Raw genomic sequence first — 14,945 nt, forward strand, 5'->3', positions numbered from 1 at the left:
GGCTTACGGGGGCGCTGTCGCGTACGGCGCGATCTGTCTGGAGGAGCCGCGATGACTTTCCCCGCCTTGCCCTGGATGTCCCGCCACCTCGCGCACGCCGGCGCCGCGCGACGCGGGATCTTGCCGCTGCTCGCGGGCCTGCTCGCGCTCGTGGCGCTCGCGCCCCGGCCGGCGAGCGCGACGCTGTGGGACACGGACAACGACGAGGTCGCGAACGCCGTCGACAACTGCCCTGGGGTCAGCAACCGGAGCCAGTACGACGGCGATGGCGACGGTCTGGGCGACGCCTGCGACGATGACGACGACAACGACGGCATCCCGGATGACGCGGATCTCGACGACGACAACGACGGGCTAGCGGACACTGCAGACAAGTGTCCGACCATTCCCACGCCCATGGCTGCGGATCCAAACTTCGACGGCGACGGCGACGGCGTCCCGGATGTCTGCGACAACTGCGATGGAGATCGCAACGAGGATCAGCTCGACAGCGATCGCGACGGGCGGGGGAACATCTGCGAGACCGATAACGACGCGGATGGCGACAGCGACTTCAACGATAACTGTCTCAACGTCTCGAACGGCGACCAGCGCAACGCCGATAGCGACAACTACGGCGACGCCTGCGACAACTGCCCCACTGCATTCAACAACGATCAGCGGGACAGGGACAACGATGGCGTCGGGGACGACTGCGACAACTGCGCAAACGCACCGAACACCGATCAGCACAACCCTGACGGCGACCTCTTCGGCGACGTCTGCGACAACTGCCCGGACGCGGCCAATACCAGCCAGGTTGACAGGGATCATGACGGGATCGGCGACGCGTGCGACAACTGCCCGGACACGGAGACGACGAACCAGGCTGACGGCGATCACGACGGGGTCGGCGACGCGTGCGACAACTGCCCGGACACGCCCAACAGGGGCCAGGAAGACGTGGACCACGACGGGGTCGGCGACGCGTGCGACAACTGCCGAGACCGCGCGAACGAGGACCAGGCGAACAGGGACGGCGACACGGTCGGCGACGCGTGCGACAACTGCCCTGGCGCGCGCAACGACGACCAGGTTGACGACGACCGTGACGGGACGGGCGACGCGTGCGACAACTGCCTGGGCCGCTCGAACGATCAGCAAAACGAGGACGGCGACGCCTTCGGAAACGCGTGCGATCTCTGCCCGTACGTGGCAACCCTGACCCAGGTCGACACCGACGGCGACGGCTTCGGCGACGCGTGCGACAACTGCCCGCGCCTCATCACCGCGAACCAGGCCGATGGCGACGGGGACGATGTCGGCAACGCGTGCGACAATTGCCCTGAGGTCGCCAACACGGATCAGATCGACAGCGACGGCGACGGCCTCGGCAACGCGTGCGACAATTGCGCCAGCATCGCCAACGCCGGCCAGCTCGACGATGACCACGATGGGGTCGGCAACGTCTGCGACAATTGCCCCGCGATACCGAACAGGCCGAGCGGGACGAACGAGCAGGACGACAGCGATGGGGACCGGATAGGCGACGCGTGTGACAACTGCCCGACCACGGCGAACGCGAGCCAGACGAACACCGACGCAGCCACCGGCGACACGCAGGGCGACGCGTGCGATGACGACGACGACGCCGACGGCGTGCCCGACACCGCCGACAACTGCCCGACCGAGCCGAACACGAGCCAGCGCAACACGGACCGGAACCTGCCCGGCGGCGACGCGCTGGGCGACGCGTGCGACACCGACGACGACGCCGACGGCGTGCCCGACGCCACCGACAACTGTCCGCTCCAGCGCAACCTCGATCAGACGAACACGGACGAGGACCTGACCGACGGCGACGGGTTCGGCGACGCGTGCGATGACGACGACGACGCCGACGGCGTACCCGACGTGAACGACAATTGCGTCACGACGCCGAACAGCGCGCAGGCCAACACCGATCTGCACCTGCCCGGCGGCGACGCGCTGGGCGACGCGTGCGACACCGACGACGACGCCGACGGCGTGCCCGACGCCACCGACAACTGCCAGTTCGCACCGAACAGCACGCAGATCAACACCGACCAGAACCTCGCCGGCGGCGACGCGCTGGGCGACGCGTGCGACACCGACGACGACGCCGACGGCGTGCCCGACGCCACCGACAACTGCATCACCACCCCGAACCCGGGGCAGGAGAACAACCGGAAGAACGGGCCCGAAGACGCGCTTGGCGACGAGTGCGACGATGACGACGACAACGACCGCGTCCTCGACGTCGACGATAATTGCCAGTACGACATCAACACCAACCAGGTCAACACCGACCGTGCCCAGGGCGACGGCGATGACGCCGGGGACGTCTGCGACGACGACGACGACAACGACCTCCTCACGGATGCAGAGGAGGCGGCGCTCCGGACCGACCCGACCAGCGTCGACTCCGACGGTGACACCATCGGGGACTTCGAGGAGGTGCTGAACCGCGACAATCCTGGCGATCCGGTCAACAACACCGACGATGACGCGTTCATCGACGCCGTGGACCCGGACAGCGACGGCGACGGGGTGCTCGACTCCGAAGAGGCCGGGGATGCTCTGCTGAACACGCCGGCAATCGACACAGATGACGATGGGACCCCGGACTACCGGGACACCGACTCGGACAACGATGGCGTGCTCGACGGCGACGACAACTGCCGCCTGATGCAGAACCCGCCGCCTGCGCCGGGCGAGCCGCAGGTCGACACCGATGGCGACGGCAAGGGCGACGTGTGCGACGGCGATTCGGACAACGACGGCAAGCTCGACGTCGACGACAACTGCCCGAGCGTGCCGAACGCCGGGCAGCAGGACGCCGACCGTGACGGCATCGGCGACGCGTGTGATCCAGACGGCGATCCGGACGCCGACGGGGTGATCAATGACGACGACAACTGCGACTTCGCGGCGAACCCGCCGCCCGCGCCAGGCGAGCCGCAAGCCGACCTCGACGGCGACGGCCTCGGCGATCCCTGCGATGATGACGCCGACGGCGACTCGATAACGAACGCGAACGACAATTGCCCGCTCCTCGCGAATGCCCAGCAGGAAGACGCCGACGGCGACCGCCACGGCGACGTCTGCGACAATTGCCCGATCCTCGCGAACGCCGGGCAGGAAGACACGAACGGCGATGATCTCGGCGACGCCTGCGATCCCGACGGCGACGGTGAGGTGACCGAGACCGACAACTGCCCGACCGTGGCGAACCCCGAACAGACCGACACGGACAAGGACGGCGTGGGTGATGCCTGCGAGACGCCGGATCCGACCAGCGGCGGCGGCGGCGGGGCCGGCGGCGTGGGCGGCGCCGGCGGCATGGGCGGCGCCGGCGGTGAGGCCGTGACGACGACGGCGACGAGCGGCGGCGGGACGTCGCCCGATTTCCAAGGCGGCTGCGACTGCCGCATGGGACGCGCGCCGATGCCCCGGGAGGCATGGGGGATGCTGATCCTCGCCGCCGTGCTCCGGCGGGGAGGCCGGCGGCAGCCGCGGCGGGCGGCGTGATTCCACGCCGCGGAAACTGGGCTCTGGCGATCAGCTGAGATATACGCCCGGCGAGCGCGACGGCTCCTCGTCGACGCAGCCGTCCGATACCGTCAATCTTGGATAGCGAGGTGCAGATCCGTGTGATACGGGCTCAGCCGCCAGGCAGGCCAATGAGGCGTACGAAAGTACGCCGCAGCGCGCCGAACGGGGCGGATGAGCCCGCAGCGCGCGAAGATGCGCCCCGCTATAACGGAGCTTCAAGGAGGACCCTCATGCAGGCATCTCGGTGGATCGCGGTGTGGATGGCGATGGGCGCATTCGTCATCGCCGGTACGGGCGCGGGATGCGGCGCTGATGACGCCACGGGGGACGCGACGACCTCGAGCTCGACGACGACCACCACCGCGGGTGAGGGCAGCACGAGCAGCGCGGGAACGGGCGGCGAAGGCGGCGCGGGAACAGGCGGCTCTGGCGGTGCGGAGACAGGCGGCGCCGGCGGCACGGGAACAGGGGGCGCCGGCGGCGCAGGAACGGGCGGCGAAGGCGGCGCGGGAGTGGGCGGAGCGGGAGCGGGCGGCTCCGGCGGCGCTGGCGGCACATCGAGCGAGAGCTTCAACTTCACCCTCCGCGGCACCGGTTACGTTCCCGCCTACACCGCTGGCGACATGATCTACGTGGCCGTCGTCGCCGCCGGCGAAGCCGCGCCGGCCCTGAGCGCGTCGGACGCGATCGAGGCCGACGGCACGTTCACCGTGACGGGACAGATACCCGGCGACAAAGCGTACAAGATGCACTGGTACGTGGACCTTTCCCAGAATGGGACTTGCGACGCGGCTCCCACGGATCACGTCTGGACACAGGACATCCCCACCGTCACGGCGGATATCACGCGCAGCGTCGTACCCAACAGCGCCTTCGGCGACTGTCCGTGAGGCGCCGCGCGCGGCCATCCCATAGCCGTTGATCGTCCCTGGCACGTCGCGCGCGCTCTGCGCACCGTCGTCCCGTGGCCACCCCAGTGGCAAAGTCAAACGCGGCGAGAGCGCGGACCGCTGACCGCCACCTGGACCTCGCCCAGGATCGCCGCGGCCAGGGAAGGCGGATGTTGCCCCCCGCCACGCGCCCCCGCTATCGTGCCCGGCCGATGAGGCCTTCCTCCGTCGCAGCGGTCGCGTCCACGGCCGTCCTCATGACGCTCGCCGGCGCCTCGCGCGGTCAATCCACCGGCGGGTTCTCCCTCGACCGGTTCGAGCCGGCGCCCGCTGGAGACGCCTTCTTTGGCGTGCCCTCTCCGGCCGCTCCCGGCCACCTCGCGCCGCGCGCGTACGTGATGCTCGATTACGCCCACCGCCCCATCCACACCAGCGGCGACACCCCCGTCGACCTCGTCTCCTCGCAGACGTTCCTCCGCCTCGACGCCTCGCTCGCGCTGTGGGATCGCCTGCTGCTCTCGATCGACGCCCCGCTCGCCGTCGCGCAGGGCGGCCACGACCCAGGCTTCCCCGGCATCGAGTTCACCGAGCTGACGGCCCCCGAGCTCGGCGACCTCCGCTTCGGCGCGCGCCTCCGCGTGCTCGGGAAAGACGCAGGCCCGTTCCAGCTCGGCATCGGCGGCTACCTGTTCGCGCCCACCGGCTCGCCGGCGCAGTACACCGGCGACGCCGAGGCCCGCGGCGCCGTCCACGCGAGCCTCGGCGGGCGCGTCGGGTCGGCGGAGTCGTCGCTCGGCTTCCTCTGGAGCGCGAGCGGCGGCGTCGAGCTCGGTGGCGGCCCCAACCGGCCGCAGCGGCTCACGTTCGGCGGCGCCGCGGGGCTCCTGATCGGCGGCGATCTCCTCCAGCTCGGCGCCGAGGCGTACGGCGGGGCGCCGCTCGGCGAGGATCTCCTGCTCTCGAGCACGCCGGTGCAGCGCGACCAGGCGAGCGTCAACGCCGAGCTGCTCTTCGGCGCCAAGCTGCGCGTCCTCGACGGCCTCACGTTCGGCGCCGCGGTCGGGCCGGGCCTGACGAACGCCATCGGCACACCGCCGGTCCGCGCGGTCGGCATGGTCGGCTGGACGCCGCTGCCGAAGCCGGCCCCGGAGCGCGCTCAGACCGCCGCCGTCGCGGGCGACAAGGACGACGACGGCATCAACGACGACATCGACGCCTGCCCCGACGTGAAGGGCGATCCGTCGCCCGATCGCGCGAAGGACGGATGTCCTCCGGCGGATCGCGACGGGGACACGGTGCTCGACATCGACGACGCGTGCCCGACCACCCCGGGCGCCCGCAGCGCCGACGCCACGCAGAACGGCTGCCCCGAAGACTCGGACGACGATGGCTTCCACGACGGCATCGACGCCTGCCCCACCGTGCGCGGCGGGGCGAGCGACGACCCGAAGAAGGTCGGCTGCCCTGGCGACGCGGACGGCGACGGCATCGCCGACGCCTCGGACGCCTGCCCCAAGGTCAAGGGACCGGCGAACCGGGACCCGAAGCAGAACGGCTGCCCCGACGATCCGGATGGTGACGGCGTCCGCGGCGCCGCGGACGCCTGTCCGAACGAGCGGGGGCCCTCCGACCCCGATCCACGACAGAACGGCTGCCCCAGGTTCGTTCGCGTCAACGCCGACGAGATCAAGACGTCCAAGCCGGTGCAGTTCGTCGTCTACGGCAAGACGCGCGCGGAGACGGTCGATCCCATCTCCGACGAGATCCTGTACGAGGTGCGCGACGCCATCCAGCAGAGCCCGGACATCGAGCTCATCGAGGTGCAAGGCCACACCGACGACAACGGGACCGAGGAGTACAACCTCCGCCTGTCGCAGCAGCGCGCGGACGCGGTCCTCTCGTGGCTCGTGGCCGCCGGGGTGCCCCGGGAGAAGCTCGTCGCCAAGGGCTACGGCTTCGAGCAGCCGCTCGGGGACAACCGCGTCAAGACAGGGCGCCAGAAGAACCGCCGCGTGCAGTTCGTGATCGTCAAGCGCAAGGGAAAGCCCTAGCGGGCAAGCGGCGGCGGGCGGCGGTGTGGTGCAACGACCACGACAACGAGCGACACAACGCCCAAGACACCACAAATCCCGACAGCCGCCCAGACGCGCAGACGTCGATACCTCGCAGTCCAGGGCGATCGCAGCGTCGCGGCACGTCATGCTGCGCCGCGCCCGCAGGCGCCTCCGCCATCGCCCGACCCCCGGCCGTGACCGTTCCCTGACGGCCATGGACGGGCGCGTGTGTCACCTTATCGAATGCTCCATACGGTGGCGATCTCAGATATCCATCTTTGCGAGCTCGAGCCGGGTGACGGCCTGTGGATGCGCTACCGCCAGGCTCCTTACTCCCCCGACAGCGAGGTCGCGGCGATGCTGGACGCGCTCCGGGACGAGATGAGGCAGGGCGCCGGGCGCGATGAGCTCACGCTCGTGCTCAACGGCGACGTGTTCGACTTCGATGCGCCGCGCGTGATCGATCAGCAGAGCGTCTTTCACGATCTCCCCCGCAGCGCCGAGCACGCGGTCCCTGCGATGGCGGCGATCCTCGCGGATCACCCGGTGTTCATCGAGGCGCTCGGCCGCGTCGTCGCGGACGGGCACACCGTCGTGTTCATCTCCGGCAACCACGACGTCCAGCTCACGTTGCCCGAGGTGCGCGACCTGGTCCGGGCCCGCGTCGTCGCGGCGGCGCTCGCGGCGCTGGGCGACGCATCGCTCTCCGGCGCCCCGCACGCGCGCGCGGCGCTGGGCGCGCGCGTCGTGTTTCGCGCGTGGTTCCACAAGACGCCCGACGGCATCATCGTGGAGCACGGCAACCAGTACGACGCCTATTGCAGTTACCGGTACCCCATGGTCCCGTTCGGGCGGAAACCGGGCGAGATCCAGCCCACCATGGGCTCGCTCGTGTGCCGGCTGCTCGTGTCGCGGATGGGCTACTTCAACCCGCACGTGGACTCCTCGTTCATGCTGTCCGCGTTCGGGTACCTCGCGCACTGGGCGCGTTACTACATGTTCTCCGGCCGCTCGCTCGCGGGGGCGTGGGCGCTCGGCGCGCTCCGCACGCTCGTCGAGCTCGTGCGCCGGCGCGAGCCGGAGCGGCGCGCTCGCCTGCGCGAGAGCCTCGCCGCCGCGGCGCAGGAGACGGGCGCCCCGCTCCGCGCCGTGGCCCGTCACGCCCGCCTGTTCGCGCCCCCGGCCGAGGATCGGCTGGGGCTCGTCGCGCGCGAGCTGTGGCTCGACCGGGCCGCGCTGGGGCTGCTCGCGGTCGCGGTGGCGCTCGTGTGGCTGCTGCTCACTCCACTCTGGCTCGCGCCGGCGGCGCTCGTCGCGCCGGCGGCGCTCATCGTCTATGAGCGCCTCGTGCCGAAGCTCCCGCTCGACGCGACGTGGCAGCGCGTCAGTCGCGCCGCGCGCCAGGTCGCCCGCGCCCATCGCGCCAGAGCGGTCGTCTTCGGTCACACGCACACGCCCGAGGGCACCTGGGAGGGCGGGCTGTTCTTCGGCAACACCGGCTCATGGTCCGCCGCCTTCGAGGACGTGGCCTGCACGAAGCCGGTCTTCGCCGCGCGCCCCCTGGTCTGGCTGAGATCCGAGCCGGGGGCGGGCAGCGCCGCGCGCCTCTCGGGAGGCCTCGTGACCTGGAAGAACGGCCGCTTCGAGGCCCTTGCGGCCAGCGTACCGCCCCCTGCCGGGCAGCGCAGCGAGCCGCACGACGCCCATCCGGCTCTCCAGTCGCCCGCGACCGCTGCGCTGCGCACGTGACGCGCGTGACGCGGATGACGCACGCGCCCAAGCAGGCCGGCGCTCTTCGCCCGAATTGAGCGCCTTCCTGACTTGCGCGAGGCGTCCCGCCGCTGGATGCTCCGGGCATCGACACGCGTCCCGCTGACGAGGAAGCTCTGTGAACCCCCCGCTCCATATCGAAGCCGCCGGTGAAAGCGACGTTGGCCACCAGCGCGAGCACAACGAGGACAGCTTCGCGGTCGATCTGGATCTCGGCCTCTTCGTCGTCGCGGACGGCATCGGCGGCGCCGCCGGTGGGGAGGTCGCGTCGCGGATGGCGGTCGACATCGTGCGCTCGTACTGCAAGGACGGCGAGGGCGAGATCACCCAGCCGACGGGGTACGACGAGGAGGTGACGCCCCTCGAGCTGCGCCTGGTCTCGTCCATCTGGCGCGCCAACGAGCGCATCTTCGAGGTCGGGCAGCGCGACCCGCTCTGCTACGGCATGGGGACGACGTTCGCGGGCGTCTACGTCGACGGGAGCTCGGCGTGCATCGCGCACGTCGGCGACAGCCGCGTCTACCGCTACCGAAAGCACAGGCTAGAGCGGCTGACCGAGGATCACTCGCTCTGGAACGAGCACCTGCACAGCGGCGAGCAGCTGCCGGACGATGTGGATCCTCTGCTCGCCCGCAACGTCGTGACGCGCGCGCTCGGGATGGGGAAGACCGTCGACGTGGCCACGCGCGTCGAGCGGCCCGAGGCCGGAGATCTCCTGCTGATCTGCTCCGACGGGCTCTCAGGCCCGGTCTCCGAGCCGGAGATCGCCGAGCTGCTCGCCCAGGAGAGCGACCTCGCCGCGACGGCGCGGTCCCTCATCGATCGCGCCAACCAGCACGGCGGCCCCGACAACGTCACGTGCGTGCTCGTGCGGTGGAACGCCGGCGGCTGACGCGGCTGACAGCGCCGCGCCAGAGCGGGATGCACGCTTGTGTGAACCGGGCTCAGCCGCCAAGCAAGCGAGTGAGGCGCGCGAAGGTAGGCCTCGACGAGCCGAACGACGGGGATGAGCCCGCAGCGCACGACGATGCGCCCTGCTCTACGGGAGCGTCTTGAGCCGGAGCAGATCGGCGGACCTCGTCATGTCGCTGGCGAGCGTGCCCGGGGTCGCGTCGTCGCTCTCGTGCTCCACGAGCGAGAACAGCCTCCCGAACGGCGTCGCGAGCTGCTCGTCGGTCGGCTCCGCCTCGCTCCACCCCTCCGGAAGCGGCGGCAGCGCGTCGCCTTCGATCGCGTCGTACGCGCTCGACAGCCGCTCGAAGCCGTCGAGCACCGCCTTGTCGACCTCCGCGCCTTCGGCGCCCTTGGTCAGGATCCACGGCTGGAAGGCCTCGTAGGTCGCCACGCCGGCCGCGATGTTCGCGCGCATGTCGGCGAGCGTGTACTGGGCGTAGCGCGACTCCTCCTCTCCGGTCGCCGCCTTGCTGGTCTTCTCCACCTGCTCCGCGATCGAGGCGATGACCCCGCGGTAGGCGGACGGCGCGTCGAGCGCGAGCGAGCGGAAATCCGATTGCATCTTCGCCGCGTCGGCCGCGAGGCGCGCGCAGAGCTCGTCCTTGAACGAGGCGGCCTCGGCCTCGGTGGCAGGGAAGGCGGCCTCGCTGTAGTTGTCGAGCTCGGACTCGAAGGCGAGGACGGGCTCCGGGATCGCGTCGGCCCAGAGGATGCGCTCGATGGCGTGCACGCCGGTCACCCCCTCACCGTCGAAGAGGTCGTCGTCGGCCTGGACCTCGATGAACGCGTCGTAGCGGGCGTCCGTCGAGTAGTCGAGATCCGGAAAGACGACCGCGATGGCTCCTTCGATGCTCTCGTAGGCTTGCCGTGCCTTCTTCCACTCGGCCTTCATGGCATCGACGGCCTCCTTGTCGCTCGTCGCGCTCCACCCGTCGGCATCTGGCGCGGGCGCGGCCGCCTGAAGCGCGGCCGTGGCGGCGGCGAACTGGTCGATGTTGCCCTGGATGAAGGTCTTCACGTCGGACACGGCCTGCTGCTCGTACTCCGCGTCGGTGAGCAGCGTCTCGTTGTCGCTTCCACACGCAGGAAGCGAGAGGGCGGCGGCGGCGATGGCCAGACCGGACCGCAAGCGGGCGGGGATGTGCATGATGTTCGAGCTCCTTGTCACCGCTCGCGCGGGGCGAGCGCGCGATGTGGATTGGTGCGCGTGCGTCGCGGTGGACGTCGATCAGAGCGAGCGCACGAAGTCGATGAGTGCCCCGCGATCCTCGTAGGAGAGCGCGCGGAACGCGGCGACCGAAGCCGCGGCCTCCGAGCCGGGGCCGTCGTGGAGCAAGATGGCCTGCTCGATGGTCCTGGCGCGGCCGTCGTGGAGGTACGCGGTGCTGTGGCGCACGCCGATGAGCGGCGCCGTCCGCCAGGCGACGGAGCTGGCCGACTCGTCGGCCAGCCCGTCGGCGAGATCGGGGCTGAGGTCGTGCAGGAGGAAATCCGTGTAGACGGGAGCGTCGATGTCCGCGAGCTGCGCGATCGGGTAGTCGGCGCGCGTCCTCAGCGAGGGGACATGGCAAGCGGCGCAGTCGGCCTCGACGAAGAGCGCCTGGCCGCGCGCGTCGGCGGGCGCGCGCCTCGGGATCTCGAGCAAGCGCATGTAGTCGGCGACGGCGTTCACCGTGTCGAGGACCACGTCCTCGCCCGGCTTGGCGTCGTCCGTGAGCCCGTCGGGGTTCGCCAGCTCGTCCGGCCGGAGCGGCGAGGTGATGCCCATGTCGCCCTGGTACGCGTCGGCCGTGAAGTCGTCGAGCGTGGCGACGCGCGCCTTGAACCCGAAGCGGCCGATGAGGTTCTCGTCGCCCTCGACGAAGGCGCTGAACGACTCGTCCCCGCTCTTCTTCGAGTGGAACACCACGCGGTTGATGCGCCCGTGGATGGCATCGCCGCGCGCGGCCTGCTCGGCCGCGACCCGCTCGATCTCGGCGTCGTCGACCGCCTCCATGTAGCCGCGCCCGAACACCGGCGGGCCGAGGCGCTTCGAGACCTTGATCGTCGCCTCGCTCTCGGGCTCCGAGAGCGTCGTCGCCCCCCCGACGGCGTAGGGCCGCAACGTGTGGCCGTAGGGGAGCCCCCCCTGATCCGCCGCCGGCGTCACGCCGTCGTCCTCGACGAGCGCCATCTTCTGGACCGCGCCCGGGCCGCGCGAGGCGCCGTCGTGGCAGCCGGCGCACGCCGCGCGGATGTAGAGCGGCCCGAGGCCGTCGCGCTCGCGAAAGACGAAATCGAAGAGCGCGTCGCCGTCCTTGAACCGAGCCACCTGCTCCGCAGAAGCGTCGTGCAGCGGGACGTCGGTGAGGTCATCGCCGATCAGCTCGATGCCAGCCAGAGGATCGTCGGGGGCGGGCTCCGAACCGCAACCCATGTTGAAGACCAGCGGGAGCGCGAGAAACAGGGCAAATCGTGACATGTCGTCGCCCGGAACCGTAGCCGTAAATGAAAGTCAGTGTCAATAACCACGGCGGCGCGCTCGACGGGCTGGTGTGCAGGATCGCGCACGGGCGGATCCCTCCTCCTTGCGAAGCGTGGCGGAGGCTCGGGCGTTACATTGCCCGAGCCGGCGCGGACGGGCTCACGCTGGAGGGCAGCGGATGAAGCAGCGAGATGACGAGCGGCGCGCGGCCTTGAAGGCCCTCCGGGACGGATTGCGGGAGATCGAGCGGAACGAGGAGCGCCGCGCGGCGCACAAGGAGCTCAGCGCCAGCTGGCTCCGGTACATGGGCCCCGGCTATGGCAACGACGTCTGCTCGATGTGCGGCGCGCTGCTCGAGCGGGGCACGGCCTATATGCACTGCGCGCCCTGCCTGGCGACGCGCGGGATCGACGAGCAGGCGCTGCTCGGCGTGTGCGCGCAGGCGATGGCGGAGGACTGGCCGTTCGAGGATCGCCGGCTCGACGGCGGGCGGTGGGCGCGCGCGCTGATCGCGTTCTGGCGGAACCACGTCGATCCGATGGAGTCGAAGGCGATCCCGTACCGGAACAACACGCTCCAGTCTGCCTTCTACTACATGAAGCGGCGCCTCGCCGAGGCGGGGGTCGCGGAGATCTGGACCGTGCCTGACGAGAGCCAGCGCGGGCTCGATCCTGCGATGGTCGTGCGGGCCCGCGGCGGCGCGCTGGCGATCGGCGTCGCCACCCAGCGGCGCATCGCGACGGCCGACGATGGCGCGCGCGGCGCGCACATCGCGGTGTTCGACGAGTTCCTCCGCCTCGCGGGCGCGCGGGAGGGCTTCCTGGTGGTCGAGAAGCTGAGCCGACGCGCGCGGCGCGACACGCCCGTCCGGGAGATCGTGGTGACCACCGCGGAGGGAAGGCGCGTGACGCAGCTCCGCTGCATGCAGGAGGATCGGAGCTGGCCCGCGCCGGCGGCGCCGGGTTAGCGCGGGCCTCACGCCGCGTTACTGCCGGATTTACTGCTCGATATCGTAGATCTCCGCCGCCACGCCGTCGGCTCCGTCATACGCCCGGCTGGCCCCGCGCCCTCCGATCCCGGCCTCACCGATCTCGATGGTCGTGTTCGTGAGCGAAGGCTTGAAGCCCGCGTATGCGACGGCGATCGAGTGGCCGCCGAGCCCGCCGCCGCCGCGGCCACCATGACCGCCCCGGCCACCGCGACCGCCAGGGCAGGCGGCGTTCAGCCCCGTGGCCTCGCCTCGGGTCCCGGCTGCCCCGTGGTCGCCGCCCTCGCCGCCCGGCTGGCCCTCGCCCCCAGCACCGCCATTGCCGCCGCGGCCGGTCTTCAGGACCACGTCGTTCAGGTCGACGACCGCGCTCCCCACGAAGAGGGCGATGCTCACCCCGCCTGCGCCTCCGCCGCGGCCACCGAGCCCCCCGCACCCGCCTGCGCCTCCGGCGCCGCCGCCGGCGCCGGCCGCAGAGGCCTCGAAAGGACACATCAGCGCGCCGGTGCCGCCCTTCGCGCCGCCGCCTCCTCCGCCGCCCTGGCCCCGCCTGCCCGGCGTCCCGTCGCCCGCGAGCGGACCGGTATACCCATCCAGGAACAGATCACCGAAGCCGGTCGCACCGGCGCCCGGACTCCCGTCGACCCCGTCCGCGCCATCCTGCCCCGCGGTGCAGCGCCGGGTGCTGGTCTCGCCCTTGCCGCCGTTCATCACATCGGTCGGAACCCCGCTGGTTCCATCCCCCCCGGAGGTCAAGCCACCCGTCCCTCCCGTGCCACCGCGCGAGTCGTCCGACCGATCGTCGGGCGTACCGCAGCTGTTGTTCACGGGGAGTCCGCCGGAGACCGTCGCGGCCGAGCACGCGGCGTTGCCAAAGTTGCCGATCATCCCCTTCGCGGCAGCGCCGTCCACGAACGCCCCGTTGCTCGCCCCCGGCGCCCCGTCGCCCGCCTCGAGGATGCACCGCGTGAAATCGACGGGGACCCCGGAGCTGTTCGCGGCGATCGCCGATCTGCCTGCCAGCTCGGTGTGGGTCGCCGGGATCGAGCGCGCGATCACGTGGAGATCCTCGATCACCGCCACGCCTTCGCCGTTGTCGAACGAGAGCGGCGTCTCGCCCTCGGGAGCGGTGAGGGTGGTCTTCTGCTTGTCGCCTGTCCAGCGCCAGCGGTTGTCGCAGTCGAGCCCGCCGAAGAGCGCGTGTCCTCCCGGCACGATCACCGCCTCATCGAATGTCTGGGCGCATATATAGATGCGCCTTCCCCTGTCCGGGGAGAGCTGGAGCGCCTTCGAGATCGTCTTCAGGGGCGCCGTCGAGGTCCCCGCGTTGCTGTCGTGCCCCAGGGTGCTCGAGACCCACACCCCGCAGTCCGAGGGGACCGTCTCGTGCTTGCTCGGAGTGCAGGCCTCGTCGGACAGCTCGTCTTCGATGTCCCCGATCCCGATGATATTTGCTGGCTCCTCGAAGCAGCCGCTCAGCGCCATCGCGACCGGAATGAACCCCAATACCCGTGCATCAACCTTGAATCGAATCCTCATACTATTCTTATTCCGGTCAGCCCTGCGCGTTTTCCAAGCAAAGCGACCTGCGCGTGCCGCCAGGCGCGATCGCCACGCCTGCCCCGTCACGTACGCGTTCGCCGGGGGGCGCAGCCCGGATGGGGGAGGGGACGCCCAGGTGGGGAGTGCGTGAGCGCGCAACCGCCCCGCGCCTGCCGGCGCAGGGCGCGTCGGCCCAGTTGCCCATCGCCGGGTATTCCGTGCGAACATCCGCCCATGAGCGCGAACCTGAGGGACCTCGTGCGCGAGCTGATCGAGGGCGGCGGCGGCGAGCCGATCGAAGGCGGTCGCTTCCTGCCGCTCGTCACGCTGGAGTCCGGCGCCCGGGTGGGGCTGGACGGCTCGGGCGCCTGGATCTTCGCGCCCGAAGGCGGCGGGGCGGCTCAGGTCATCGCGCCGGAGCGCGGGCGGGCCTTCTTCGAGGTGCTGGAAACGAAGCGGGACGACTTCGACGCGAGCATCGAGGCGGCGGCGACGGCCGCGGGCCTGCCCCCCGAGGAGGTGGCCTTCTCGTTCCCCGCGGCGGACGTCGTCCGCGCGGTGCTCGCGAGGGGCCTGCCGAGCATGACGCGGCTCGCGCTCTCGTGGCTCCGGTTGACGGAGGTGCGCGCGCTCCGCGCCGAGATCATGGCCGTCTCGCGCGACCCGACGATGCCCGTGCCCGTCCGGGACCTGGCGGAGCGGCTCACCGTCCCCGAGTGAGCCCGCGC

10 protein-coding genes are annotated in these 14,945 nt (G+C 71.0%); 7 read left to right on the forward strand and 3 right to left on the reverse strand.

The features are described 5' to 3' along the window. The first annotated feature begins 51 nt into the window (after positions 1-51). The 5 genes from WMF14_RS20260 to WMF14_RS20280 all read left to right on the forward strand — a co-directional run bounded on the left by WMF14_RS20260 (position 52) and on the right by WMF14_RS20280 (position 9,161). Positions 52-3,531, forward strand: a complete 3,480-nt coding sequence (locus WMF14_RS20260) for a thrombospondin type 3 repeat-containing protein (protein ID WP_437803199.1) — start codon at positions 52-54, stop codon at positions 3,529-3,531. Between the two features lie 254 nt (positions 3,532-3,785). Beyond that, complete coding sequence (locus WMF14_RS20265; RefSeq protein ID WP_437803201.1) at positions 3,786-4,445, forward strand: hypothetical protein; 660 nt, start codon at positions 3,786-3,788, stop codon at positions 4,443-4,445. Between the two features lie 212 nt (positions 4,446-4,657). Beyond that, positions 4,658-6,496 (forward strand): OmpA family protein, encoded by a 1,839-nt coding sequence (locus WMF14_RS20270; RefSeq protein ID WP_437803203.1) that lies wholly within the window; start codon positions 4,658-4,660, stop codon positions 6,494-6,496. A 258-nt stretch (positions 6,497-6,754) separates the two neighbouring features. Further along, positions 6,755-8,248, forward strand: coding sequence for a hypothetical protein (locus WMF14_RS20275; RefSeq protein WP_437803205.1), 1,494 nt, complete (start codon positions 6,755-6,757; stop codon positions 8,246-8,248). Positions 8,249-8,387: 139 nt separating this feature from the next. Beyond that, complete coding sequence (locus WMF14_RS20280) at positions 8,388-9,161, forward strand: PP2C family protein-serine/threonine phosphatase (RefSeq protein ID WP_272099171.1); 774 nt, start codon at positions 8,388-8,390, stop codon at positions 9,159-9,161. Positions 9,162-9,308: 147 nt separating this feature from the next. Here the strand turns inward: WMF14_RS20280 and WMF14_RS20285 are convergent, their stop codons facing one another. Both WMF14_RS20285 and WMF14_RS20290 read right to left on the reverse strand, forming a co-directional pair. Next, positions 9,309-10,370: an EfeM/EfeO family lipoprotein gene (locus tag WMF14_RS20285; RefSeq protein ID WP_437803208.1), complete on the reverse strand. Its 1,062-nt coding sequence runs from the start codon at positions 10,368-10,370 to the stop codon at positions 9,309-9,311. A gap of 81 nt (positions 10,371-10,451) precedes the next feature. Then, the gene (locus tag WMF14_RS20290) at positions 10,452-11,684 is read right to left on the reverse strand and encodes a di-heme oxidoredictase family protein (protein WP_437803210.1); all 1,233 of its coding nucleotides are present in this window, start codon (positions 11,682-11,684) and stop codon (positions 10,452-10,454) included. A gap of 181 nt (positions 11,685-11,865) precedes the next feature. Between WMF14_RS20290 and WMF14_RS20295 the strand changes: the two genes are divergently transcribed. Then, positions 11,866-12,654 (forward strand): hypothetical protein, encoded by a 789-nt coding sequence (locus WMF14_RS20295; RefSeq protein WP_437803212.1) that lies wholly within the window; start codon positions 11,866-11,868, stop codon positions 12,652-12,654. 30 nt (positions 12,655-12,684) lie between these two features. On the opposite strand, the gene WMF14_RS20300 is transcribed toward WMF14_RS20295, so the two are convergent. Next, on the reverse strand, positions 12,685-14,214 hold the full coding sequence (locus tag WMF14_RS20300; protein ID WP_437803214.1) for a PGRS family protein: 1,530 nt from the start codon (positions 14,212-14,214) through the stop codon (positions 12,685-12,687). A 237-nt stretch (positions 14,215-14,451) separates the two neighbouring features. Between WMF14_RS20300 and WMF14_RS20305 the strand changes: the two genes are divergently transcribed. Beyond that, positions 14,452-14,937, forward strand: a complete 486-nt coding sequence (locus WMF14_RS20305) for a hypothetical protein (RefSeq protein WP_272099181.1) — start codon at positions 14,452-14,454, stop codon at positions 14,935-14,937. The last annotated feature ends 8 nt before the right edge of the window (positions 14,938-14,945 follow it).

Source organism: Sorangium sp. So ce693 (assembly GCF_051521375.1).
GTDB classification, from domain to species: domain Bacteria; phylum Myxococcota_A; class Polyangia; order Polyangiales; family Polyangiaceae; genus Sorangium; species Sorangium atrum.

What these genes read in the sequence shown, in the direction of transcription:
- WMF14_RS20260 (WP_437803199.1), top strand. Translation starts at nt 52, where the DNA reads ATGACTTTCCCCGCCTTGCCCTGGATGTCCCGCCACCTCGCGCACGCC.
- WMF14_RS20265 (WP_437803201.1), top strand. Translation starts at nt 3,786, where the DNA reads ATGCAGGCATCTCGGTGGATCGCGGTGTGGATGGCGATGGGCGCATTC.
- WMF14_RS20270 (WP_437803203.1), top strand. Translation starts at nt 4,658, where the DNA reads ATGAGGCCTTCCTCCGTCGCAGCGGTCGCGTCCACGGCCGTCCTCATG.
- WMF14_RS20285 (WP_437803208.1), bottom strand. Translation starts at nt 10,370, where the DNA reads ATGCACATCCCCGCCCGCTTGCGGTCCGGTCTGGCCATCGCCGCCGCC.
- WMF14_RS20290 (WP_437803210.1), bottom strand. Translation starts at nt 11,684, where the DNA reads ATGTCACGATTTGCCCTGTTTCTCGCGCTCCCGCTGGTCTTCAACATG.
- WMF14_RS20295 (WP_437803212.1), top strand. Translation starts at nt 11,866, where the DNA reads ATGAAGCAGCGAGATGACGAGCGGCGCGCGGCCTTGAAGGCCCTCCGG.
- WMF14_RS20300 (WP_437803214.1), bottom strand. Translation starts at nt 14,214, where the DNA reads ATGAGGATTCGATTCAAGGTTGATGCACGGGTATTGGGGTTCATTCCG.
- WMF14_RS20305 (WP_272099181.1), top strand. Translation starts at nt 14,452, where the DNA reads ATGAGCGCGAACCTGAGGGACCTCGTGCGCGAGCTGATCGAGGGCGGC.